Below are 22636 nucleotides of genomic sequence, written 5' to 3' on the forward strand. Positions count from 1 at the left end.
CGTTCCCCCGATAACAGGAGGTCTGGCGAATGTCGTTGACGGTGCACACGGAACAACGCGGCGACGTGGTCGTCGTGTCGGTCGCGGGCGAGCTGGACATGGCCACCGCACCGCAGCTGCAGGACCAGATCACTGACCTGCTCGACAAGGGCCGCAACCGGCTGGTGTTCGACCTGGCGGACGTCTCGTTCTGCGACTCGACCGGTCTGTCGGTCTTCGTCCGCGCCAAGAACAGCTGCGACGAGGCTGGCGGCGTGGTCCGGCTGGCCGCCCCGCAGCGCGGTGTGCTGCGCATCCTTGAGGTGAGCGGGCTGGTCGAGGTGCTGCACACCTACCCGACGGTGGATGAGGCAGTCGCCGGCGAACCGACGCCGGCTTCCTCCTGACCGTCCGCGTTCGTCACTCGTCCTCGACGTAACGGGGACGAGCGATCGCCATACCCGCCGTCGTCTGCACGGCGAGGGCGCCCAGCAGGAACCCGATCGGCGCGGTCCAACCGCCGGTGGCCTCGTAGAGGATGCCGACCATCAGCGGGCCGAGAGCGGCGATCACGTACCCGGTGCTCTGCGCGAACGCGGAGAGCGCGACGGTCCCCTCGGCGGTGCGGGCGCGCAGGCCGATGGCGGTCAGGATCATCGGGAACGCGCCCTGCCCGATCGCCAGGAGGGCGACCCAGAGCAGCGCGGCGCCGTGCGGCGCGAGCGCCAACCCCAGGTAGGCCAGCGCCGACGCGGTGGTCAGCCCGAGCACCAGCGGCCGTAGGGTGCCCAGCCGGCCGGCCAGGGTGGGCATCAGCAACGCGATCGGCACACCGAGCGCGGTCACGCCGGCGAGCAGCAGCCCAGCCGACTCCGGCTGGTAACCGGCGTCGCGGAACAGCTGGGCCAGCCAGCCCATGATCGCGTACCCGCTGAGCGACTGGGCCCCGAAGTAGACGGCCATCGCCCAGCCGAGCCGGGTCCGCGCCGGCCGGACCCGCACCGGGGTGGCGACGGCCGTCGTCGGGGTCGCCCGCCGCGCCGCGGCGCGGGTCCGCAGCGCCAGCGGCACCCACGGGAGTACGGCCACAGCGGCCATCGCGGCCCAGACGCCGAGCCCGGCCCGCCACGACCCGACGGCGTGCGCGATCGGCACCGCGGACGCGGCGGCCACCGTCGTGCCCACTGTCAACGCCATCGTGTACGCCCCGGTGACCAGGCCGGTGCGGTGCGGGAAGTGCTGCTTGACCAGCATCGGCAGCAGGATGTTGGCGACCGCGATGCCGGACAGCGCGAGCGCGCTGGTGAGCACGAAGATCCAGGCCGAGTCGGTGGCGACCCGGAGCACCTGGCCGACGGCGAGGGCGAGCATGGCGACCACCAGCACCCGGGCCGGCGCCACCCGGCGGACCAGCCACGGGGTGAGCGCGCCGAGGCCGGCGAACGCGATGGTCGGCAGGGTGGTGACCAGACCGGCGGTGACGCCGGAGAGGCCCAGCCCGTCGCGGACCTCGTCGAGCAGTGCGCCGAGGCTCGTCACCACGGCCCGCAGGTTGAGCGCGACCAGCAGCATCCCGACCAGCACCAGCGCGCCACCGGTCGCCGGGTGCGTCCGCCGGCCGGCACCGGGGTCCCGCGTCGGGCGAGGGTCGACGGCGACGGGGGCGGGCAGCGCCGGAGCGGCGGTTGGTGGCGGGGTCATGACCGCTAACCTACAATCATGGGATGAATTTGGGACCGGTGATGTAACCAGTGCCACCGTCGGTTGAATTCCCCTCCGCACCGCCGGCACCGCCCCGCGGCCAGCCCGCCGTGCCGCCCCGCGGCCACCGGGTCCGGCAGACCACCGAACAACTCCGCGCCCGGATCCTCGGCGGCGAATGGCCCGTCGGCGGGCGCATCCCCACCGAGCCACAACTCGTCGCCGCGCTGGGCGTCGGCCGCAACACGGTCCGCGAGGCGGTCCGCGCCCTGGTGCACGCCGGGGTGCTGGAATGCCGGCAGGGCTCCGGCACCTACGTGGTGTCCACCGACGAACTGGCGCCGGTGGTCGCCCGCCGACTCGGTGACGACCGGATGACCGAGGTCATCGAGGTACGCCGCGCCTTCGAGGTGGAGGCCGCCCGGCTCGCCGCGCTGAGGCGTACCCCGGAGGACCTGGCGGCGCTCGACGGCGCGCTCGCCCAGCGCGAGGCCGCCTGGCACGGCGGCCGGGTCGACGCGTTCGTCGAGGCCGACGCGACACTGCACACGGCGGTGGTCGCCGCCGCGCACAACGCCATGCTCGCCGAGCTGTACGCCTCGGTCGGCACCGCCCTGCGCAGCACTGTCGCCCAGGCCATGGGTGGGGCGCTCACCCCGGAGCGCTACGTCGACCACACCCGGCTGGTCGAGGCGATCCGGGCCGGCGATCCCGGCCGGGCGGCGCTCGAAGCCGGCGCTTTTCTGGAACCCGCCCAACGGGCATAGGTTGTGCCCGACAGAAAAGCGGACACCTCGGGAGTACGAATGCTCAAGGGCTTCAAAGACTTCATCATGCGCGGCAACGTCGTCGACCTGGCGGTCGGTGTCGTCATCGGCGCCGCGTTCACGGGCGTGGTCACCCAGCTCACCGCCTCCTTCCTCAAGCCGTTAATCGCGTTGATCAGCGTGCTGATCACGGGCAGCGACAAGGGCATCGAGGGCACCGCCTGGGACATCGAGGGCGTCAAGTTCGACTGGGTGAGCTTCATCAACGCCGTGATCACTTTCGGCTTGACCGCGCTGGCGCTCTACTTCCTGGTCGTCTACCCGATGAACCGGCTGGCCGAGCGGCGCAAGCGGGGCGAGGAGCCGCCGCCCTCCGCGCCCAGCGAGGAGGTCAAGCTGCTCACCGAGATCCGGGACGCCCTGGTCTCCGCCGGCCACACCACCCCCGGCCAGCAGCGCGGGGCGCTGGACGACGTGCTGGGCCGCCGCCCGGAGCCGCCGACGCAGCGCTGACCCGAACGGATGCACATCGGCCCCTGTGGGATTCCCGCAGGGGCCGCACTTTCTCGTACGTGTGTTCGATAGAGTCCGGCCATGGAGCAGCGAAAGCACTGGTGGAACGGGAAGTGGGGGCGGCTGGCCCGGCGGGACGTCTTCCTGCGGGTGGACGCCGACCGGTGGCACGTCGAGCAGCGGGCCGGCGGCGCCGAGGGCATCTCCCGTTTCTACGAGTACGGCAGTGCGGACGAGGCCGAGGACACCGTCCGGGCGCTGCTCGACGGCCCGGACACCTGGCGGGAACTGTCCCCCCGCCCGCCCAGCGGCTGGACCCTCCCGAACGGCTGAGCGGCCGGCAGACTCCGGGCGGGACGCCGTGCACGGGTGCCCGTGTGCCCTGCCCTGCTGCGTGCCGCCGCGCCCCCACCTCGCGGCCGACAGCCTCCGGACCTGCCACCCCAGCCCCACCACCTCCGGGGCCTTGGCGCCTCCGAGCCGCCGCCGCCGGGACTGCTGAGCGTCCGGCGGGCGGCGGCGTTTAGCGGCGCACCGCCCTGGGAACCGCAGCAGGATGGATCAGCAGGACGAGCAGCAGGCGACCATCTCGCGGATCACCACCGGGATGCCGGTGATCGATTCAGCTGGCACCGAGGTCGGGACCGTGGACCTCGTCCAGCGGGGTGACCCGAACGCGGTGACCGTCCAGACGCCGACCGCCGACCCGGGCAGCAGTCTGGACGAGCTGATCGAGGCGACCGCCGTCGAGGAGCCGGACGTGCCGGCCGATCTGGCGGCGCGGCTGCTGCACAGCGGCTACCTGAAGGTCTCGACGGACCTGACCCGCACGGGCGCGGTCTACGTACCGGCAGATCGGATCGGGTCGGTGGCCGACGGTCGGGTCCTCCTGGCCGTCGGTGTGGCCGACCTGCCGCCCGAGGAGTGACCCCACCGCCCTGATCGACTCGGGTTCAAGGAAATCGGGGCGTCCGGAGCCTTGGGACAGCCCGACTTCATGAAACCCGAGTGGATCTTCCCGGCACGGCAGGGGCCGGCCCGCCCAGCACCGCGGAAGCCGGCTCGCCCGGCACGGCGGGGGCGGGCTGGTCGGGCGCGGCGGGCTGGCGGCGGTGGAAGAGAAGCAGCATCAGGCAGCCCGCGACCAGGCCCCAGAACGCGCCGCCCACGCCGATCAGCGTCACCCCTGACGCGGTCACCACGAAGGTGACCACGGCGGCCTCGCGGGTCGCCGGGTCGGTCATCGCCGAGGCGAGCGCGGTGGCGAGGGCGCCCAGGAGCGCCAGCCCGGCGACCGCCTCGATGAGGATCGGTGGGGCGACCGCGACGAGTGTGGTGGCCACGCCGGCGCCCAGGCCGAGCACGGCCAGCCCGGCGCCGGCGGTGACCGAGGCGATCCACCGGCGCTCCGGGTCGGGGTGCGCGTCGGGGCCGGCGGCCAGCGCGGCGGTGATCGCCGCGAGGTTCACCGCGTGCCCGCCGGCCGGGGCGGCGAGCAGGCTGGCCAGGCCGGTGGTCCGCAGCGCGGCGCCGAACGGCGGCCGGTAGCCGTAGCCGACCAGCACCGCCATGCCGGGTACGTTCTGCGCGGCCATGGTGACCAGGAACAGCGGTAGGGCCAACCCGATCAGGGCGGACGCGTTCCAGGCCGGCGCTGTCAGCGTGACCGACGGGATCAGCGCGGCACCGGTCAGGCCGGCCGGCGGCGTGGTCAGTGCGATCGCCGCCACCGCCACCACCAGCGCACCGGGCACCGCCCAGCGGCGGGCGAACCGGTGCAGCAGCAGCCAGCCGACCACCACCGGCCCGGCCACCACCGGCAGCTCGACCAGCGCGCGGACCGGGGCGGTGCACAGCGGCAGCAGCACCCCGGCGAGCATCGCACCGGCCACCGGTTTGGGGATGGCGGCCACCGCGCGGCCGAGTGGCGGGAACAGCCCGGCCGCGACGATCAGCAGGCCGGAGACGAGGAAGGCTCCCACCGCCACCGGCCATCCACCTGGCGGCGGCCCGGTCGCCACCAGCAGCGCCGCGCCCGGCGTGGACCAGGCCGCGCTCATCGGTATCCGGTACCGCCAGCCCAACCAGGCGGCGACGAGACCGCTCGCCACGCAGAGCCCGAGCAGGCCGGAGGCGGCCTGCTCGTCCGACGCGCCCGCCGCCCGGAGCCCGGCCAGCACCACTGTGAACGAGCTGGCGAAGCCGACCAGCGCGGTCACCACGCCCGCCAGCAGCGGTTGCACGCGTCCGGCCACTCCACCCCTCCCTACTGTTCCGTTTACGGAACGGAAGTGTGTAGCACGATAGCCGGGTGCCGCACCCACCACCAGACCCGCGTCCGGGCCTCGACGTGGATCCCGCCGTCGTCGGACGCCGGGTCCGCGCCCTGCGCGAGGAGCGAGGGCTCTCGCTGTCCACACTCGCCCGTCTCGCCGGCATCGGAAAGGCCACCCTCTCCGGCCTGGAGCACGGCACCCGCAACCCGACGCTGGAGACGCTCTGGGCGGTCACCGCGCAGCTCGGCGTGCCGTTCACCGCCCTGCTGGCCGAACCAACGGCCGAGCCCACCGTGCACGGCACCGCTGTCACCGCCACCCTGCTGGAGGTGTTCACCGACACCGACGCGACCTACGAGCTGTACCGGATGCGGGTCGCGCCCGGCGTCACCCAGCTCTCCCCCGCCCACGCGTCCGGGGTCACCGAGCACGTCACCGTCTTCGCCGGGGTGCTGCGCGCCGGGCCGGCCGACGCACCGCTGACCGCCCCGGCCGGCGGTCATCTCCGCTGGTTGTCGGACGTGCCGCACAGCTACGCGGCCGTGGGTGACGAGGAGGTCGCTGCCAGCCTGCTGCTGCGCTATCCGCGCCGTTGAGGCCCGGCCGATCGGTCACTGACCGTCGGGCCCGTCGACGAAAATCGCAATCATTTCTCGACCTAGGTAGGAGGCGTAGAGACGAATGCGGGTTGTTCTTGGCAAGCTTGACCCCATGACGCTGATCCTCCGCTCGGTCATCCTCAACGACATCGGCTTGGTGCGCACCAACAACGAGGACTCCGCCCTCGCCGGTGACCGCCTGATCGCCGTCGCCGACGGCATGGGTGGGCTGCCTGCGGGCGAGGTGGCGAGCGAGATCGTGATCCGGATCCTGGACGAGCTGGCTCCGCCCACCGACCCCGACGGTGCCGCCGACGCGCTGCGTGCCGTGGTCAGCACCGCCAACCAGCGCATCCACGCCGCGATCACCGTCGACCCGAGCCGGGACGGCATGGGTACGACGCTCACCGCGGCGCTGCTGGCCGGCGAGACGCTGGTGCTGGCCCAGGTAGGCGACTCCCGCTGCTACCTGCTGCGCGACGGGGAGCTGACCCAGCTCACCCGGGACGACACGTTCGTGCAGGCGCTTGTCGATCAGGGCACCCTCTCCCCCGAGCAGGCCCGCCACCACCCGCAGCGGTCCCTGGTCACCCGGGCCGTGCAGGGCGCCGACACCCCACCCGCGGTCGGTGTGCTCACAGTGGTCCCCGGCGACCGGCTGCTGCTGTGCAGCGACGGGCTCTCCGACTACGTCGAGGACGAGGCCATCGCGGCGGCCCTGGGCATGTACGCCGACCGTCAGCAGTGCGGCGAGCAGCTGGTGAAGCTGGCCCACCACGCGGGCGCACCTGACAACGTCACAGTCGTGGTCTCCGACGTCGTCGCCCGCTGACCCCGTACGGCCCACTCGGCGGCGCAACCTGGACCGACCGGTTCGGGTTGTGCCGGCCGCAGTAGGTGGTTGTGCCATCTAGCTTGCGTCGCTACTGTCTGACGCGTGGATTCCGACCGGCGCGGGCAGTGGCTGCGGGGTGTGCTCGACATCTGCGTCCTGGCCCTGCTGTCCGAAGGCGAGTCCTACGGCTACCAACTCGCCCAGGCGCTCGACGCGGCGGGCGTCGGGCCGATCCAGGGCGGCACGCTCTATCCCGTGCTGCTCCGTCTGCAGAAGACCGGCCTGGTGACCGCGCAGTGGCGGGAGGGCACCGCCGGGCCAGCCCGCAAGTACTACCGGCTCACCGACGACGGGTACGCGGCGCTCCGCGCCGGCGGCAGCGCCTGGCTCACCTTCGTCCGGCCGGTGAACGACATCGTCACGAAGGGGGCCAGCCGGTGAACGCCGACGATTGGCTGCGCACGCTCACGGCCGAGCTGCACCAGCGCCGGGTCGCGGCGGACGCCGCACGGCACGTGGTCGCCGAGGCCGCCACGCACCTACGCGAGGGGGGCGGCGACCCCTGGGTCGTCTTCGGCCCACCCCAGCAGTACGCGGGTGCGGTCGTGGAGAGCATCGGCACCGCGCCCGGACCGCGCCCCGGGCCGGTCCGGCTGCACGCGGCGGGCATCACCAAGAGGTACGGACGGCAAACCGTTCTGCGCGACGCCACGCTGACCGTCCGGGCCGGACAGATCGCCGCCGTCATCGGCGCGAACGGCTGCGGCAAGAGCACCTTCCTCCGGATCTGCGCCGGACTCATGTCACCTGACGCCGGCGAGGTGACCGTCTCCGGGCGGCTCAGCTACTGCCCGCAGTCCGGCGGCACCGCCGACTTCCTGCTCGCCGACGAGCACTTCGTGCTGGTCGGCGCCGGTCAGGGCGTGGCGCGGGGCCCGGCCCGCCGCGCCGGTCGGGCGGCAGCTCGTCAACTCGGTTGGGAAGCGGGCGGGGACGTGCAGGCCCGCCACCTGTCCGGCGGCACCCGACAGAAGCTCAACCTGACCATGTCCACGCTCAGCGCCCCCGACGTGCTGCTGCTCGACGAGCCGTACCAGGGCTTCGACCAGGGCACATACGTCAACTTCTGGGACCAGCTCAGCAGGTTGCGCGACGCCGGCACGGCCATCGTCGTGGTGACCCACCTGCTCAACCAACTCGACCGGGTGGACATCGTGCTCGACCTGACCCCGGCACGAGAGACCGAGTGGCACGCGCCCGGCATCCAGGGAGGTCGCCAGTGAACCGACTCGTCACCGTCGCCGAGATGACAGTGCGGGAGCTGCTGCGGCGTCGGGGCGTACTCCTGCTGTTGTTGTTGATGCCGTTGACCTTCTACCTGATCCGGCGGGACGCCTACCTCGGGCAGTCGGTTCGCTCGCTGCTGCTCGGCGTGGGCTGGGCGGTGAGCACCGCCGCGCTGTTCGCCACGACCGCGGCGCGCGAGTTGGAGCCGAGGCTGCGGCTGGCCGGCTACCGCCCACACCATCTCTATTTCGGTCGGATGTTCGGCCTGTGGGCGGTGGGGCTTGTCATCTCCGTACCGTTCTTCCTGCTCCCGATGGTCGACGGCGCGGACCTGCGGTACGGCGGCCTGGCGGCGGCGATGCTCTGTTCCGTCGCGGTGGCGGCGCCGTTCGGGATGTTGATCGGTGCGCTGCTGCCCCGCGAGTTGGAGGGCACGCTGCTGCTGCTCACAGTGGTGACGGTGCAGATGCTGATCGACCCGGCCGGGTCCGGGGCGAAGCTGACGCCGTTCTGGTCGAGCCGCGAGATCGCCACCTGGACGGTCGACAACACCGACCAGGGCTACCTGTCCCGTGGCCTGCTGCACGGGCTCGTCGTCACCGCCCTGCTGGCCCTGGGCGTGGCCGCGGTGGCCAGTGTCCGTCTGCGCCGCCGCCGGCACCTGCGGCACCTGCCCGTCGGCTGAGAGCACCACCGATCGGGCCAATCCAGTTGCTGCGGCCCGTGCGGCGGGTTGAGATGGGAGAATGACCATTCGCCGGGTGACCGACGACGACCGTCTCACCACCAGCTTCCCGCTGGCCGCGTACGCCTTCGAGTCCTCACCGCTCAGTGCCACCCGGACCGCGGAGTTCCGCGACTACCTGCCCTACAACCAGGGCAACCGGACGCTGATCGCCGAGGAGGACGGCACCACGTTGGCCGCCGTCTCGGCCATTCCGATGCGACAGAACCTGCGCGGGGTGGTGCTGCCGATGGCAGGTGTCGCCGGGGTGGCAACGCATCCGCTGGCCCGCCGGCAGGGGCACGTCCGGACGTTGCTGCACCAACTCCTCGACGAGCTGCGCGACGAGGGGCACCCGGTCAGCGCGCTCTATCCGTTCCGGCCCAGCTTCTACGCCCGGTTCGGCTACGTCGGGCTGCCCAAGCCGCGCCGGGTCACCTTCACCCCGGCCAACCTGGGCTCGCTGCTCCAGGTGGACCTGCCCGGCGAGGTGGGCTGGGAACGCATCGCCGCCGGCTATCCGACGTGGCGGGCGTTCACCGAGCGCAACCTCCAGGAACGACACGGCTTCGCGATCTTCCCGGACTACCGGGCGGTCGGCATGCGTGACCGTGACGAGTACTGGCTGCTCACCGCCCGGGTCGGCGGGCAGGTCACCGGCGCGGTGACGTACCGGATCGACGAACACGGCGGCACGCTGCACGGCAACGAGCTGCTGGTCACCGACCCGCTCGCGCGGGCGCTGCTGTTGCAGTTCTTCGCCCGGCACGTCGACCAGATCGAACGGGTCACCGTCCAGGTGCCGCCCGACGAGTTCCCCGAGCTGTGGCTGACCGACCTGGACGTGCACGTCGAGGCCCGCACGGCAGTGCCGGGTTCGTCCGCGCCGATGGCCCGGCTGCTGTCGCTGGAGGCGTTGCGCGGGCTGCCCGCCGGCCCGGGCCGGGTGCGGATCGAGCTGACCGGGGATCGCTGGCTTTCCGGCACCCACCTGCTCGACGGTACGACCGGCGCGCTGGAACTGGTCGACGACACCACCGGCAGCGCGCCGACCGCCACGCTCACCGCCGCCGGGCTCTCCGCCCTCGCGTACGGGGTGCTGGACCCGGCCGAGCTGCCGCTGCGGGGCCTGGGTGAGGTGCCGGTGGACGCCGCCACGGAGCTGCGCGGCGTTTTCCCCCGCCGGGTGCCGTACCTCTTCGCCGACTTCTGAGCCCTCCTCACAATCGGGTTTGTCGCCTCGGCGACAGTGGGTACGGTCCCGCGAATGCCGGAGTGGTTACAGGCGGGTGGATGGGGATTGCTGGCCGGGTCAGCTCTGCTGGTCGGGGCGGCGGTCGGCTGGTTCGCCCGGGTGCCGCAGCGCGTCATCGCGTCGATCATGGCGTTCGGCGCGGGGGTGCTGCTCTCCGCCGTGTCGTTCGAGTTGATCGCCGAGGCGCACGCGCAGGGCGGGCTGCTGCCCACCGCTCTCGGCGCTGCCGTCGGCGCGCTGGTCTACACCCTGGCCAACCTCGCTCTCGCCCGGCACGGCGCTCGGCACCGGAAGCGGTCCGGCGACCAGCAGCCCTCCGAGGGAGAGCAGCCTGGCTCCGGTTCGGCGCTCGCCGTCGGCGCGCTCCTCGACGGCGTACCGGAATCGGTGGTGATCGGCGCCAGCCTGCTCAGCGGCGGCGCGGTCAGCCTGGTCACGGTGGCGGCGGTGTTCCTCAGCAACGTTCCGGAGGGTCTGTCCAGCGCGGCCGGCATGCGCCAGGCCGGCCGCACCCGACGGTACGTGTTCCTGCTCTGGACCGGGATCGCGCTGATCAGTGGCGTGGCCGCGCTGGTCGGCAACACGCTGTTGGGTGGCGCGCCGCCGGAGGCGATGGCCGCCATCACCGCGTTGGCCGCCGGGGCGATCCTCGCCATGATCACCGACACCATGGTCCCGGAGGCGTTCGAGAACGCGCATCTCCTGGTCGGTCTGATCACGGTCGCCGGCTTCCTGACCGCGTTCGCCCTCTCCCACACCTGACCATCGGTCACCGCGCCGCAATCGCGCGGCGGGCGGCGGGCGGCGGCGGCCGGGCGGGCGGGCGGGCGCGTCTTAGCGGTGCATTAAACCGGCTCGGCGGATTCGTCGCGACGCCGTCGTGACTCCTAGCATCACTGGGTGCGCATGACGTCGCTTGCCGCTCTCCTCGTCCTCGGTGTCGCCACCGCGACCCTGCCCGCCTGCGCGCCCAACGACCCGGCCCCCGCCTTCGAGGCCGGCTCGTCCGCCTCGCCGACGGTGCTGCCCACCGCTGGTCAGGGCGGAGCGCCGGGCGCCCGGGACGGCCTCGGCGGCCGAGGGGCCAGCGCGAGCCCGAAGCCCGCCACCAAGGTGCTCGCGGCCGGCAACCCGAACGGCAGGGCCACCGTTCCCGCCGAGGCGCGGGCGGTGGACACCTCGAAGCCCACCCGGACCATCGGCACCGGCACCCCGGCGAGCTGCACCTCCGCAGCGGTCGTGAAGGCCGTCGCGGCCGGCGGCGTCATCACGTTCAACTGTGGACCGGCCCCGGTGACCATCAAGATGGCCGCCACCGCGAAGGTCCGCAACGCCAACGGGCCGAAGATCGTGCTGGACGGTGGCGGCACTGTCACGTTGAGCGGCCAGGGGCGGCGCCGCATCCTCTACATGAACACCTGCGACGAGGCCCAGGGATTCACCACCTCGCACTGCCAGAACCAGGACCACCCGCAACTCACCGTGCAGAACCTCACCTTCGCCGACGGCAACTCCACGGGCGAGACGGCCGAGGGCGGCGGCGGTGGGGCGATCTTCGTACGCGGCGGGCGGCTGAAGGTGGTCAACTCGCGCTTCGTCCGCAACCGCTGCGACCGCACCGGCCCCGACCTGGGTGGCGCGGCCGTCCGGGTGCTGAGCCAGTATGAGAACAAGCCGGTGTACGTGGTGGGCAGCACCTTCGACGGCGGTTCCTGCTCCAACGGGGGCGCGCTGAGCAGCATCGGCGTGTCGTGGGTGGTGCTGAACAGCCTGCTCAAGAACAACGAGGCGATCGGCAGCGGCGCCAACCCGGCCAAGTCGGGAACGCCGGGCGGCGGCAGCGGCGGCGCGATCTACTGCGACGGCAACGAGTTCACCGTACGAATCGCCGGCACCATCATCGAGAACAACAAGGCCAACGAGGGCGGCGGTGCCGTCTTCTTCGTGAGCAACAACCGCACCGGCACGATGCGGATCGAAAACTCGACGCTGCGCCGCAATCCCAGCGCCCAGTTCGAGACCCGCGGCTTCCCCGGCATCTTCTTTCTGGGCGCCCGCAACCCCACTGTGACAGGCTCCAAGCTCTCCTGACGCGAGCCGTACCTCAGTAGGGGTTTCCCTCGCCCGGGGGTCGGGCGTGCAGGAGGGCGGCGGGGCGGCCGGGCAGGTCCCGTGCGCCGGACATCGGCGGGCTTGCCGTGTGGTCGCCGTCGGCCATGCCGGCGAAGAGTTCCTTGAGCGCCGTCAGCGCACTGATCTTGGGCTGCCAACCCAGCTCGGTCTCCGCGCGCTCGCTCGACATCAGCGGAGCGTTCAGGCCCAGCTCCACCCAGCCCGCGTCGATCGGTTGCAGCCGTGCCCGCCAGGTCAGCGCCGCCGCCGCACGCAGCACAGGCGCGGCGACCGGCACCGTCCAACCGTGGAAGTGCCGGGCCACCAGCTCCGGAGTGAGCACCGGGTCCGCAGCGACATTGAAGGCACCGCGCACATCACCCAACACCGCCCGGGCGTACGCGTCAGCCACGTCATCGGCGTGCACCGCCTGCATCCGCAACCGGCGATTCGTCGGCACCAGCGGGATCCGGCCGAAGCGCAGCAGCCGCACCGGCGCCAGCGGGCCGAGGAAGTAACGCGTGATTTCCGCACCGGCGGCCCGCTGGAAGATCAACCCGGGTCGCATCCGCACCACCCGCAGCGTCGGGTGATCGCGTTCGACCCCGTCCAGCAGCGCCTCCACCTCCGCCTTGTGCTCGCTGTACGACGACCCGGGCACACCGGTGGCCGGCCACCGCTCGCTGATCGGGTGGTCCTTCGGGCCGGGCGCGTACGTGCCGACCGACGAGGCGTACACCAGGGCTGGCACACCGGCCTGGACCACTGCGTTGATCACCGCTCGGCTGCCCTCGACGTTGGTCCGGCGCAGCACCCGCTGGTCGTGGCTGGGCTGGATCTGCCAGGCCAGGTGCACCACCGCGTCCGCACCCGCGAACACCTCGGCGAGCTGCCCGGCCGCGCCCGGCGCGCCGATGTCGCAGGAGTGCCACTCCACCTGGTCGTACGGCTCGCCCGCATCAGGGCCGGGCAACCGTCGAACGACCCCGGCCAGCTCCACGCCCCGCTCCCGGCGCAGCCGCAGCAGCAGCGCCGTACCGACGTTGCCGCTCGCCCCCACCACCACGATCCGCATGCCCGACCCCGTACCCGCCCAGCCGCAGCTCAACCACCCACCCGCCCGCGCCCGGCCTGCGCCCGCGGCGCCCGGCCTGCGCCCGCGGCGCCCGGCGCGCGGCACGCGGCACGCGGCACGCGGCTTGATCCACTCGACTTCCTGAAAGTCGGGGCGTCCCCGCGCGCAGGACACCCCGATTTCCTGAACCCCGAGTCGATCAAGGGCGCGGGGAGTTCCGTACCCAGCCGTGCTTCTCCTTCCCTCGTCGGCCAGCGGTTGCGGCCAGGCAACGTGGGCAGATCCAGCCCACCGCGTCCGCTTCGGTGAGCACGTCAGTGCCGGAGTAGTCGAAGCGCACATGCGGGAAGCGGCGCAACCGGGTCCGGCTCAGTGCCAGCCCGCAGACCGTCTGGTTCTGGCCGGGCAGCCAGGCGTGCACCTCCCCGCCCGGCTGGCGTATGCCATCGGGCCCGACCTCCTCGCCGGAGGCCGCCACGGCCGGCGAGCTGCCTGATCTCATGCCAGCTCTGGTTCCCCACCGGCCCACACCTATGCGCCACTGGGCGACGCCGCCTGGCTCACTCCAGATCACCGACTCGGCGACCCGGATCCCGCCGGGTCGCCCACAGGCATGATCAAGTGGTGCGGTGACCCAACCAGTCACAGCCATCGACGGCCGGCCGGAAGCCGAGAGTCGTCGGCGCTCACCGTCGGGTAACCTGAGCGCGCGGGCCGCTAGCTCAATGGCAGAGCTGTGGACTTTTAATCCATAGGTTCAGGGTTCGAGTCCCTGGCGGCCCACTCCAACCAACGAAAGCCCTGGTACGCGACTGCGGCTGGCGGTACGAGCCTCAGATCAGACCGACCCCACCGTGGCCCGTCATGGCTCCTGCCTGCCGGCCGGGTGGTCGGAGGCTCCCTCGGGTGGCTTACTGCCAACTGGCGGCTGGGCCGCGATCACCCGATCCGTTGCCGCCAGGGCGGCCAGAGCCTCGGCACTGTCCGGTTCGGGCGTGCCGACCAGCAGTTGCTGACCGGGAGCGTCGCGGACGTCGAAGGTCTGGTAGGTCAGCTGGACCTGCCCCGCCTCGGGGTGGTTTACGACCTTGAACATGCGGTTCAGGCCCCGCACTGTCTGGTCCGCCCAGAGGGTGCGGAACGCCGGCGAGTCGCGTCGCAGGTCGGCCACGAGCGCCCGGATTTGGGGATCTTCCGGGAAGCGGCCGGCGTTGAGTTGCAGGGCGTGTACGACGTTCTCGGTCAGGGACGGCCAGTCGGGGAAGACGGCGCGGGCCTGCGGGTGCTGGAACAGCACCCGGACCATGTTGGTCGGGCCGGTGAACGGGGACAGCAGGGCGGCCGCCACGCTGTTGGTGGCCAGCACCTCGAATGCGGGACTGAGCACGTAGGCAGCGGCGGCGGGGAAGGCGTCCAGCAGCCGCAGCAGCGCCGGGTCCACGGAGTCCCGGGAGTTGTCCGGGCCGAGGCGAGGGTGGAGCCCGGCGAGCCGGAAGAGATGGCGGCGCGCGTCCGGGTCGAGGTGCAGGGCCCGACCGATCGCGTCGAGCAGCTGTGCGGAGGGGTTGCGCTCCCGGCCCTGTTCGAGGCGGGCGTAGTAGTCGGCGCTCACGCCGGCCAGGACCGCGAGTTCCTCGCGGCGCAGTCCGGGTACCCGGCGGTCGCCGCCCCTGGGCAGTCCGACCTCTTTCGGGTCGACTCGCGCGCGACTGGCCCGGAGGAATTCCCCGAGCCGGTTTCGATCGGACATGTCGACCAGCCTAGGACTTCGGGCCGACGCCGCCGGCCGACTGGTGACTTCGCTGCGGGATGCGCGATCCGCAGGTGGAGAGCGCACGGGACAGAGAGCCCTGGAACCGAATGAAACGTACGCGGTGCCGGGGTGTGGCGCACCCCGGAAACCTCGCCCTTCCAGGGTCCGCGTACCAGCCGGATCGTTGAGCAGCGACGCTCGGGCAGCGGGCCCGAAGTGCAACAGGAGGATCAATGGGAAACAGTGCCGACTCGAAGATCATTCTGATCACCGGCGCAAGCAGTGGCATCGGTGCGGCGACCGCCCGCCGGCTGGCCGCCGACGGCCATCACGTCGTGCTCGGTGCCCGACGCGTCGACCGGCTCGCCGCGCTCGTCGACGAACTGCGCGCCGCCGGTGGCACCGCCGAGCACCATGAGCTGGACGTCACCAGCCGAGAGAGTGTGCTCTCCTTCGTCGAGGGCACCCACGAACGGCACGGCCGCATCGACGTACTGGTGAACAACGCCGGTGTGATGGCCCTGTCCACCCTCGACACGCTGCGGGTGGACGAGTGGGACCAGATGATTGAGGTGAACCTGCGCGGCACCCTGTACGGCATCGCCGCCGCGTTGCCGCTGATGCGTGCCCGTGGCGCGGGGCACATCATCAACATCGGCTCCACCGCCGCGTACCGCGTCGACCCGACGGCTGCGGTCTACTGCGCCACCAAGTACGCAATACGGGCACTCACCGAAGGTTTGCGCCAGGAGAGCCAGGACGTCCGGGTGACCCTGGTGAGCCCCGGCTACACCCACTCGGAACTCACGGAGCAGGGTGGCGACCCTCGGGTGCGGGCTGCCGTCCAGGCGGCGGCCGAAGAGCTGGGAATGCCGGCCTCGGCGGTCGCTGACGCTATCGCCCACGCGATCGCCCAGCCGGGCAGCGTCGACGTCAACGAGATCATCATGCGGTCAACCGCGCAGGGCTGACCGCACATCACGAGGAGTGCACCCATGAGCGAAGCGCTTGAGATGACGACGTTCCGGCTCGTCCCCGGTCTGACCGGCGCCGACTTCGTCAATGCCAACGAGGACATCAACGACTACCTGCGGCGCCAACCCGGCTTCCGGTGGCGTCGGATCGCGCAGGACGACGACGGCACCATCACCGACATCGTCGCGTGGGACTCCGCCGCGGACGGCCGTCGCAGTGCCTCGGGGATCATGACCGAGATGGCCGACTCCCCGGTGCACGCGACCATCGACCAGGCCACTGTCGACTTCCGGATCGTCCCGGTGTTGCAGCACGCCAGCTGACCTCGATCTGCCGGTACCGCCCTCTTGGACGACGAGTCCGGCACCTGGCGTTGAGGGCGGACGTAGATATCCTCTTCAGGTGCAGGCCTGTGTGGAGATCGTTGACACGGGTCCGGCACTGCGAAGGGACTATCGACATGCCCCGTGTGGTACCGGCGGTCAACCGCGCACTCGACGTCCTCGAACTGTTCCTGGACTGCCCCCAACTGTCGGCCCGCCAGGTGATGGAGCGGCTCGACCTGCCCCGCACCACGGTCCACGAACTGCTCGTCACGCTTGAGGCTCGCTCGTACCTGATCTCCGTACCGGGTCAGCCTGTGCAGTATCGGCTCGGCATGCCGCTGTTCCAGCTGGGCGCGGCGTTCGCGGGCCGGCTTGATCTGGTACGCGAGGCGCAGGGCGTCGCGCGGGACGTGGCCGCCGCGTGCGACGAGGCGGTGCATGTGGCGGTGCGCGACGGCGCCGATGTCATCTACCTCGTCAAGTTCGACAGCACCCACCCCGTTCGGATGGTTTCCGGGGTCGGGCTGCGGCTGCCCGCCCACTGCACGGCGGTCGGCAAGGTACTGCTGTCGGCCCTCGATCAGGCGGACCTGGACGCCGTCCTGCCGAAGGACCCACTGCCGGGCATGACGCCGGACAGCATCACCGACCCAGACCTTCTTCGTGAGCATCTTGAGCGTGTCCGGGCGGAGGGCATCGCTGTCGACATTGGCGAGTCGGACAGCGCGATGCGTTGCGTCGCCGCGGCGATCCGGGACCATACCGGCGCCATCATCGCTGGGATGAGCCTGTCCGCGCCGATCATTCGCTGGACGCCTCAGGTGCAGGTGGAGTGGACCGGGCTGGTTCGCGAGGGCGCGGCCGCGTTGTCGGCTCGGATGGGCTACCGGGCGCAGCCTCGATAGCCAACCTCCCGCTTTCGGTTCGAAACAACATCGAAACATTGACATCGTTCTCCACGCTGCCTTAGCGTCGCGACCACTCGATCCGGTATATCGAACCTAGTTCGAAATCTCGAACGGCGGTGGTCCCGTGACCCGACCGAACTGGAACGTCAGAGCTACTTCCTCGGCCCGGTCGCCGATCGCCTCGACCTCGTCGCACCACCCGGCGAGCGACACACGGATTCTCTCGCGCGGCCCACTCGAACGCCAAGGCAGGACGACGGTGAACGGCGGCACGAGCGAGCCCGCCGTAACCGTGGCAACCACACGAACGTCGACAACGAGCACGCGAACGCGCTGATCGATACGGGCGACGCATCCCTGGTCGCCGTCATGGAACGCCTGGAGCACGAGCATCGCGGTGTTCGTCAGACAGGCCTTCGGCGTGCATCGGTGCGGAGACTTTAAGGAGGCGAATGTCCATGGAGATCAAACCGGCGTGGTCCCGGCGCGGCTTTCTGGGGATGGGGGTGGGGGTGCTCGGCGCGGCCGGTCTGGCCGCGTGCGGGGACACCTCCGAATCGCCCAGCAAGGTGCAGCCGGAAGTTCCGCAGGAGCTGATCGACGCCGCAGCGTCGATGAAGGGCTCCTCGATGGGGATGCTGTCGCAGAAGCTGTACTCGACGGCGGCGAACGAAGCCCTGGACAGCTCGATCAAGAAGTTCGCCGACACCACCGGCACGAAGATCGAGAACAGTCTGGTCCAGGCCGACGCCGGTGACGTGGTGGCCAAGATCGACGCCGAGGTCAAGGGTGGGGTGGCCCGTGACCTGGCGTTCATGACCGACTCGCGGTTCGTCGCGCAGTTCCAGGCGCTGGGCGACCTGGAGGACGTGACGGACGTCGTCAAGGCGCTGACGGCCAAGTACGGCGAGCCCTGCGCGGAGGCCAAGAACTTCTGCGTCTTCGACGGCAAGTGGTTCGCGATCCCGTACCACTTCATCGGGATCGGGTCGTTCCTGCGCAAGGACTGGATGCAGGACAAGGGCATCACCCCCAAGGACATCTACAGCTGGGAGGAGCTGCGGGACCTGTGCCTGGAGATCTCCGATCCGGGCAAGCGCCGGTTCGGCTGGGGCATGACGGTGAACCGGTCCGGTGACGGCAACGGCATGATCGAGGCGCTGATCAATGCCTACGGCGGGTCGATCGCCTCCAACGACGGCCGGAAGGTCACCTTCAACTCCCCGGAAACCGTGCAGGCGGTGACGTTCCTCGGCGACATCTACACCAACCCCAAGTACAAGCCGATGCTGCCGCCGGGGATCGCCAGCTGGACCGACACCAGCAACAACGAGAACTGGCTCGCCGGGATCCTCGGCTACACCCGTAACCAGTTCAGCGTCTACGCGGATTCCAGGACCAAGAAGAACCCGGTGCACGCCAACACCCACGTGTTCTCCGACTGCATCGGGCCGGCGACCGACAATCCGCTGCTGCTCGGCCAGTCGCAGGGCTTCGTCGTCTTCAAGGGCGCCAAGAACCCAGCGCTCGCCAAGCTCCTGGCTCAGTACCTGGTCAGCGCGCCCGCGCTGCTCGGGGTGGCGAAGGAAGCACCCGGCCTGGTGATGCCCGCCTGGGAGAAGGTCTGGGACGCCGACCCGTTCTTCACCAGCGGCGACCAGGCGTTCCCCATGCTGCGCAAGATCACTGAACTGAAGCTGCCGCTGAACACGAAGAACGGCCTGGCCTTCCCGCAGAAGGCCAGCGCGGGCCAGCAGGCGGTGGGGTCGGCCTACGTCCTCACCGACATGATGCAGCAGGTCGTCCAGGGGACGGCGCCGGCACAGGCCGTGACGGCCGCCCACGCGAAGATGGTGCAGATCTTCAACCAGCAGGGGCTGCCGCAGTGAGCTCGGTCCGTCCTGCGCGGGTCCCGGCGGCGCGGAAGTCCGCGCCGTCGGGACCCGGCTCTCTCACCGCGGTCCAGCGCCGGCTGGGGCGTGACTGGCGGCTCGCGGCGCTGTTCCTGGCGCCCATGGCGGTGCTGGTCGGCGGGCTCGTCCTCGTGCCGATCGCCCGGTCGATCATCACCAGCACCACGGAACGACACGGGCAGGACACCGTGTTCGTCGGCCTGGACAACTATCTCGCGCTCGTCGGCGACGACCAGTTCCACACCGGCGTGGTGAACTCGTTCGTCTTCACCGCGTACGCCGAGATTTTCAAGGTCGTGCTGGGGTTGGCCGCGGCCCTGCTGCTGCACCATCGGCGTCGCGGGCGGGCCGTGCTGGCCGGGTTGCTTCTGGTGCCGTGGGTGGTGCCGACGGTGGTGACGGCGTTCAGCTGGCGCGCGCTGCTCGACCCGATCTTCGGCAGCGTCAACACGCTGCTCACCGCTACCGGGATCGGTCCGCTGCTGGCCAGCGCGCACCTGGTCGACAGCTGGCCGGCGGGCTGGCTGTCCGACCCGTCGCTGGCCATGCCGTCGGTGATCCTCGTCAACGTCTGGAAGGGGGTGCCGTTCTTCACCGTGTGTTTCCTCGCGGGGTTGAAGGCCATCCCGGCGGACCTCTACGAGGCGGCGACCATCGACGGCGCTTCGTCGTGGCAGCGGTTCGCCAACGTGACGCTGCCCGGCCTGCGCCACGTGCTCACCGTGACGGTGACCCTGTCGTCGATCTGGACGTTCAACAACTTCGACCTCGTCTGGTTGCTGACGCAGGGCGGCCCGGGTGACGTGACCGCACCGTACGTGCTCATCGCCTACTCCAAGGCGATCCTGCAGCTCCAGTACGGCGCGGGCGCGGCGGTCACCCTCGTCATGCTGCCGATCATCGGCGGGCTGGTGTTCGTCCTGGTCCGGTTGTTGCGCCAGGACACCAACATCAAACTGCCCCGGAAACGCCGGGCAGCGCGGTGGATCGGAACGCGGCGGTGGGCGGGGACGGCGCGGAAGGCGCTGCCGTGGGTCGTCGCCGCGCTTGTCACAGGTCTGCTGGCCTGGGCATCGCCGCAGATCTTCTGGAAGGCGGCGGTGGTCCTCGGGGTGATTCTGCTGATCGCGGCGGCGGTCGGCCGGGTGGTATCGACCCTCCAGTCCCGAGGCGGTCGCCGGTCGTCGTCGGTGGTGTCGGGCCTGGGGTCGTGGGTCGCGCTGGCCGGGTTGCTCTTCTTCGTGCTGGGCCCGCTGTACTGGATCGCCGTCACGGCCTTCAAGTCTGAGGGTCAGGTCGTCATGCGCACCGACGACCTGTGGCCAACGCCGTGGACCTTGGAGCAGTTCGGCGCTCTCTTCGCCAACCAGCCGTTCGGCCGCTGGTACCTCAACACCCTGCTGGTGTCCGCGGCGTCCACGGCGGTGGCACTGGTCTGCGCTGCCCTGGCGGGTTACGCGCTGGCCCGGCTGCGGTTCCGGGGTGCGCAGGGCTTCACCGTCACGGTGCTGCTCACCTACGTGATGCCGGGCGCGCTGCTGTTCATCCCGCTGTATCAGATGCTCATCGGCGCCCGGCTCACCGACTCGTTGTGGTCGCTGGTGGTGACCTACCCGACCTTCACGTTGCCGTTCGCCACCTGGCTGCTGGTGGGGTACTTCTCGTCGATCCCCATCGAGTTGGAGGAGGCCGCGCTCGTCGACGGCTGCACCCGCCTCCAGGCGTTCGGCCGGGTGGTGCTGCCGCTGGCCAAGCCGGGGCTGCTGGCCGTCGCGCTCTTCACCCTGACCAACGCCTGGAACGAGTTCCTCTTCGCCTTCGTGTTCATCACGAAGGACGAGTACAAGACGCTCCCGGTGGGGATGCAATCGATGATCGCCGGAGACGTGGTGCCGCAGGGACAACTCGCCGCGGCGTCGCTGCTCGTCAGCATCCCCGTGGTGATCATGTACGCCCTCGGGCAGCGCTTCCTCACCGAAGGGCTCACCGCGGGGGCGGTGAAGGGCTGACCGAACCGGCCAGCCGCTCGGCCGCTACCAGGCCATGTTGATGGCACGCTCGAAGTTGATGTAACCGGCCCGGGCGAAGGCGTTCGCCATCGGGGCATTGCCCAGGTCGGTGGCGGCCCGGATGCGCGGCACGTTCTCCTCGGCCAGGATTCGGGTGCCCTCGGCGAGGAGGCCGTCGACGTAGCCGTGGCCCCGGTGCTCCGGAACGACGCCCAGGTAGGCGATCACCGGGTGGTACGCGTTGCGTGCCGGGACGACGAACCCGACGGGGTCGCCGTCCCGGCCCAACGTGCCGACACGCCACCACTCACGCGGGCTGGAGTACGCGGCGAACTCCTGCTCGTAGTGCTTGACGGCGGCCTCGCGCGGGGACATCTGCGCCAGGTCGCCACGACTGTGCGCGTCCAGCGTCCCGTCCAGGGCGCGGGTCATCAACGCGATCAGCTCGTCGGTGTCGCCGGCCGGGCGGAAGGCGAGACGCTGGTCGGGCTTCGGCACGCCGGCCGCAGGGGCCCATTCCAGGCGGAGCCGTTCGACAGTCAGGTGCGCGCCGGCGTTCTCCAGTACGCCCATCCTCAGTCGCACCGCCCGGTACGCGTCCGGATCCTCCCGCCAGTTGGCCGGAATGAAGCGCCCGTACTCGGGAGGGGTGACCCCGGTCGGCAGGACCTGCCTGGCGGCCGTCTCGTACAGCGCCTGCGCCACCTCGGTCAGATCCTCGGCGGTGTCGTCGACGTCGAGAATGTCCAGCAGCAACGGGGTGCTGTCGCCGCTGCGGCCCCACCAGGCGACCCGGGCCAGCAGACGATCGCCACGCAGGGCCACCCACATCCACTCCGGCCGGCGGCGTTGCTCGGCGAGGTCGTCGGCGAGTTCGTGGTTGATGGTGTACGGGAGGCGGTTGAACAGCTCGACCTCGTCCGGCCCGGTGATGGGACGGATCGTGACGCCGCCGGGGAGGGTGCTCATGCGGACTCGTCTCCGGCCTCGGTGCGGCTGTAGGTCAGGAAGAGGGCGCCACTGCCCAGGACGGTGTGGTCGGTCAGGCGCCAGGTGCGTGGGGCGAAGACGGCGTCGCGGCCGAACAGCGGGATGCCGGCGCCGATGGTCAGCGGGGCAAGTTTGACGATCAGCTGATCGATCTCGGGGTACAGGGCACCGGCCAGGGCGCCACCGCCGATCACCCAGACGTCCTTGCCGTCGTGCCGCTTCAACTCTCGTACGGTGGCAATCGGGTCTTGGCCGATGACCTCGACGGCCGGGTCCGGGCTGCCGCCGAGGGTGCGGGAGAACACCAGGTGGCGCAGGTGCGGGTACGCGTCGGTCACGCCGGCCTTCAGGCCCACCTCGTACGAGTGACGTCCTTCCAGCACTGTGTCGAACCGGCTGCCCTGGTCGGTGATGCCGAACGCCTGCCGGGCCGGGCCGGGCAGGGTCTCCGGGTACTCGGCGACCAGGTGGCGCAGGTAGTCCTCCGGAACGGGCCAGAACCCGTCGGGGCCGGTGGGGTCGGCCCCGTCGGGGCCGGCGATGAAGCCGTCCAGGGTGGTGGCGATGTAATACACGAGCTTGCGCACGACGATCTCCTCGTTCAGGCTGCCGGATGCTGTTCGGCGATGACGTCCGTCA

The 22636-nt window shown here is 71.0% G+C and carries 26 protein-coding genes and 1 tRNA gene; 19 read left to right on the forward strand and 8 right to left on the reverse strand.

All coding sequences use genetic code 11. The annotated features are described in order from the left end of the window. The first annotated feature begins 29 nt into the window (after window positions 1-29). A complete protein-coding gene (locus tag ABZU74_RS01560) occupies window positions 30-386 on the forward strand; it encodes an STAS domain-containing protein (protein WP_007454464.1) in 357 nt (118 codons plus the stop codon). A 13-nt stretch (window positions 387-399) separates the two neighbouring features. On the opposite strand, the gene ABZU74_RS01565 is transcribed toward ABZU74_RS01560, so the two are convergent. Further along, window positions 400-1551, reverse strand: coding sequence for an MFS transporter (locus ABZU74_RS01565; protein WP_355418202.1), 1152 nt, complete (start codon window positions 1549-1551; stop codon window positions 400-402). 239 nt (window positions 1552-1790) lie between these two features. Between ABZU74_RS01565 and ABZU74_RS01570 the strand changes: the two genes are divergently transcribed. The 4 genes from ABZU74_RS01570 (at window position 1791) to ABZU74_RS01585 (ending at window position 3888) form a co-directional block, all read left to right on the forward strand. Next, the gene (locus ABZU74_RS01570; protein ID WP_355417063.1) at window positions 1791-2447 is read left to right on the forward strand and encodes a FadR/GntR family transcriptional regulator; all 657 of its coding nucleotides are present in this window, start codon (window positions 1791-1793) and stop codon (window positions 2445-2447) included. Between the two features lie 39 nt (window positions 2448-2486). Further along, window positions 2487-2960, forward strand: a complete 474-nt coding sequence (gene mscL, locus ABZU74_RS01575) for a large conductance mechanosensitive channel protein MscL (RefSeq protein ID WP_355417066.1) — start codon at window positions 2487-2489, stop codon at window positions 2958-2960. An 81-nt stretch (window positions 2961-3041) separates the two neighbouring features. Continuing rightward, a complete protein-coding gene (locus ABZU74_RS01580; RefSeq protein WP_355417069.1) occupies window positions 3042-3293 on the forward strand; it encodes a hypothetical protein in 252 nt (83 codons plus the stop codon). A 223-nt stretch (window positions 3294-3516) separates the two neighbouring features. Beyond that, window positions 3517-3888 carry a hypothetical protein gene (locus tag ABZU74_RS01585; RefSeq protein ID WP_091395802.1) on the forward strand — a complete coding sequence of 124 codons (372 nt, stop codon included), beginning with the start codon at window positions 3517-3519 and terminating at the stop codon, window positions 3886-3888. Window positions 3889-3955: 67 nt separating this feature from the next. On the opposite strand, the gene ABZU74_RS01590 is transcribed toward ABZU74_RS01585, so the two are convergent. Further along, window positions 3956-5215, reverse strand: a complete 1260-nt coding sequence (locus tag ABZU74_RS01590; protein ID WP_355417073.1) for a benzoate/H(+) symporter BenE family transporter — start codon at window positions 5213-5215, stop codon at window positions 3956-3958. 56 nt (window positions 5216-5271) lie between these two features. Between ABZU74_RS01590 and ABZU74_RS01595 the strand changes: the two genes are divergently transcribed. The 8 genes from ABZU74_RS01595 to ABZU74_RS01630 all read left to right on the forward strand — a co-directional run bounded on the left by ABZU74_RS01595 (window position 5272) and on the right by ABZU74_RS01630 (window position 12027). Then, complete coding sequence (locus ABZU74_RS01595) at window positions 5272-5832, forward strand: XRE family transcriptional regulator (RefSeq protein WP_355417076.1); 561 nt, start codon at window positions 5272-5274, stop codon at window positions 5830-5832. A 115-nt stretch (window positions 5833-5947) separates the two neighbouring features. Further along, a complete protein-coding gene (locus ABZU74_RS01600; RefSeq protein ID WP_124770664.1) occupies window positions 5948-6667 on the forward strand; it encodes a protein phosphatase 2C domain-containing protein in 720 nt (239 codons plus the stop codon). A 105-nt stretch (window positions 6668-6772) separates the two neighbouring features. Next, window positions 6773-7111: a PadR family transcriptional regulator gene (locus tag ABZU74_RS01605; protein WP_355417079.1), complete on the forward strand. Its 339-nt coding sequence runs from the start codon at window positions 6773-6775 to the stop codon at window positions 7109-7111. Next, window positions 7108-7953, forward strand: coding sequence for an ATP-binding cassette domain-containing protein (locus ABZU74_RS01610; protein ID WP_355417081.1), 846 nt, complete (start codon window positions 7108-7110; stop codon window positions 7951-7953). Before ABZU74_RS01605 ends, ABZU74_RS01610 begins: the two co-directional genes overlap by 4 nt. Beyond that, window positions 7950-8642: a hypothetical protein gene (locus tag ABZU74_RS01615; protein ID WP_355417084.1), complete on the forward strand. Its 693-nt coding sequence runs from the start codon at window positions 7950-7952 to the stop codon at window positions 8640-8642. The genes ABZU74_RS01610 and ABZU74_RS01615 overlap by 4 nt, the downstream gene beginning before the upstream one ends. 76 nt (window positions 8643-8718) lie before the next feature. After that, a complete protein-coding gene (locus tag ABZU74_RS01620) occupies window positions 8719-9894 on the forward strand; it encodes a GNAT family N-acetyltransferase (RefSeq protein ID WP_355417087.1) in 1176 nt (391 codons plus the stop codon). Between the two features lie 54 nt (window positions 9895-9948). Then, window positions 9949-10698, forward strand: a complete 750-nt coding sequence (locus ABZU74_RS01625) for a ZIP family zinc transporter (protein WP_355417090.1) — start codon at window positions 9949-9951, stop codon at window positions 10696-10698. Window positions 10699-10842: 144 nt separating this feature from the next. Then, window positions 10843-12027 (forward strand): hypothetical protein, encoded by a 1185-nt coding sequence (locus tag ABZU74_RS01630; protein WP_355418205.1) that lies wholly within the window; start codon window positions 10843-10845, stop codon window positions 12025-12027. A 13-nt stretch (window positions 12028-12040) separates the two neighbouring features. On the opposite strand, the gene ABZU74_RS01635 is transcribed toward ABZU74_RS01630, so the two are convergent. Further along, on the reverse strand, window positions 12041-13123 hold the full coding sequence (locus tag ABZU74_RS01635; RefSeq protein ID WP_355417093.1) for an NAD-dependent epimerase/dehydratase family protein: 1083 nt from the start codon (window positions 13121-13123) through the stop codon (window positions 12041-12043). 199 nt (window positions 13124-13322) lie between these two features. After that, window positions 13323-13625 carry a hypothetical protein gene (locus ABZU74_RS01640; protein WP_355417096.1) on the reverse strand — a complete coding sequence of 101 codons (303 nt, stop codon included), beginning with the start codon at window positions 13623-13625 and terminating at the stop codon, window positions 13323-13325. A gap of 209 nt (window positions 13626-13834) precedes the next feature. Between ABZU74_RS01640 and ABZU74_RS01645 the strand changes: the two genes are divergently transcribed. Next, window positions 13835-13906, forward strand: a tRNA-Lys gene (locus ABZU74_RS01645). A 79-nt stretch (window positions 13907-13985) separates the two neighbouring features. On the opposite strand, the gene ABZU74_RS01650 is transcribed toward ABZU74_RS01645, so the two are convergent. Further along, complete coding sequence (locus tag ABZU74_RS01650; RefSeq protein WP_355417099.1) at window positions 13986-14873, reverse strand: helix-turn-helix transcriptional regulator; 888 nt, start codon at window positions 14871-14873, stop codon at window positions 13986-13988. A 236-nt stretch (window positions 14874-15109) separates the two neighbouring features. Here ABZU74_RS01650 and ABZU74_RS01655 point away from each other — a divergent pair, with 236 nt between their 5' ends. From ABZU74_RS01655 to ABZU74_RS01665, 3 genes are all read left to right on the forward strand, one after another. Further along, window positions 15110-15847: an SDR family oxidoreductase gene (locus tag ABZU74_RS01655; RefSeq protein ID WP_355417102.1), complete on the forward strand. Its 738-nt coding sequence runs from the start codon at window positions 15110-15112 to the stop codon at window positions 15845-15847. Window positions 15848-15871: 24 nt separating this feature from the next. Then, window positions 15872-16174, forward strand: a complete 303-nt coding sequence (locus ABZU74_RS01660; protein ID WP_355417105.1) for a hypothetical protein — start codon at window positions 15872-15874, stop codon at window positions 16172-16174. 137 nt (window positions 16175-16311) lie between these two features. Next, a complete protein-coding gene (locus ABZU74_RS01665; RefSeq protein ID WP_355417108.1) occupies window positions 16312-17082 on the forward strand; it encodes an IclR family transcriptional regulator in 771 nt (256 codons plus the stop codon). A gap of 96 nt (window positions 17083-17178) precedes the next feature. On the opposite strand, the gene ABZU74_RS01670 is transcribed toward ABZU74_RS01665, so the two are convergent. Beyond that, the gene (locus tag ABZU74_RS01670) at window positions 17179-17478 is read right to left on the reverse strand and encodes a hypothetical protein (protein ID WP_355417111.1); all 300 of its coding nucleotides are present in this window, start codon (window positions 17476-17478) and stop codon (window positions 17179-17181) included. A 65-nt stretch (window positions 17479-17543) separates the two neighbouring features. On the opposite strand from ABZU74_RS01670, the gene ABZU74_RS01675 reads away from it, so the two are divergent. Together ABZU74_RS01675 and ABZU74_RS01680 are read left to right on the forward strand one after the other, a co-directional pair. Further along, the gene (locus ABZU74_RS01675; RefSeq protein ID WP_355417114.1) at window positions 17544-18974 is read left to right on the forward strand and encodes an extracellular solute-binding protein; all 1431 of its coding nucleotides are present in this window, start codon (window positions 17544-17546) and stop codon (window positions 18972-18974) included. After that, window positions 18971-21007 (forward strand): ABC transporter permease subunit, encoded by a 2037-nt coding sequence (locus ABZU74_RS01680; protein ID WP_355417117.1) that lies wholly within the window; start codon window positions 18971-18973, stop codon window positions 21005-21007. Before ABZU74_RS01675 ends, ABZU74_RS01680 begins: the two co-directional genes overlap by 4 nt. 24 nt (window positions 21008-21031) lie before the next feature. On the opposite strand, the gene ABZU74_RS01685 is transcribed toward ABZU74_RS01680, so the two are convergent. Next, entirely contained in the window at window positions 21032-21976 is a 945-nt protein-coding gene (locus ABZU74_RS01685) for a GNAT family N-acetyltransferase (RefSeq protein WP_355417120.1), read from the reverse strand. Beyond that, window positions 21973-22584, reverse strand: a complete 612-nt coding sequence (locus tag ABZU74_RS01690; RefSeq protein ID WP_355417123.1) for a dihydrofolate reductase family protein — start codon at window positions 22582-22584, stop codon at window positions 21973-21975. The genes ABZU74_RS01685 and ABZU74_RS01690 overlap by 4 nt, the downstream gene beginning before the upstream one ends. Window positions 22585-22636: the final 52 nt, after the last annotated feature.

The sequence above is a fragment of the Micromonospora sp. NPDC005171 genome (assembly GCF_040608575.1).
Lineage (GTDB): Bacteria > Actinomycetota > Actinomycetes > Mycobacteriales > Micromonosporaceae > Micromonospora.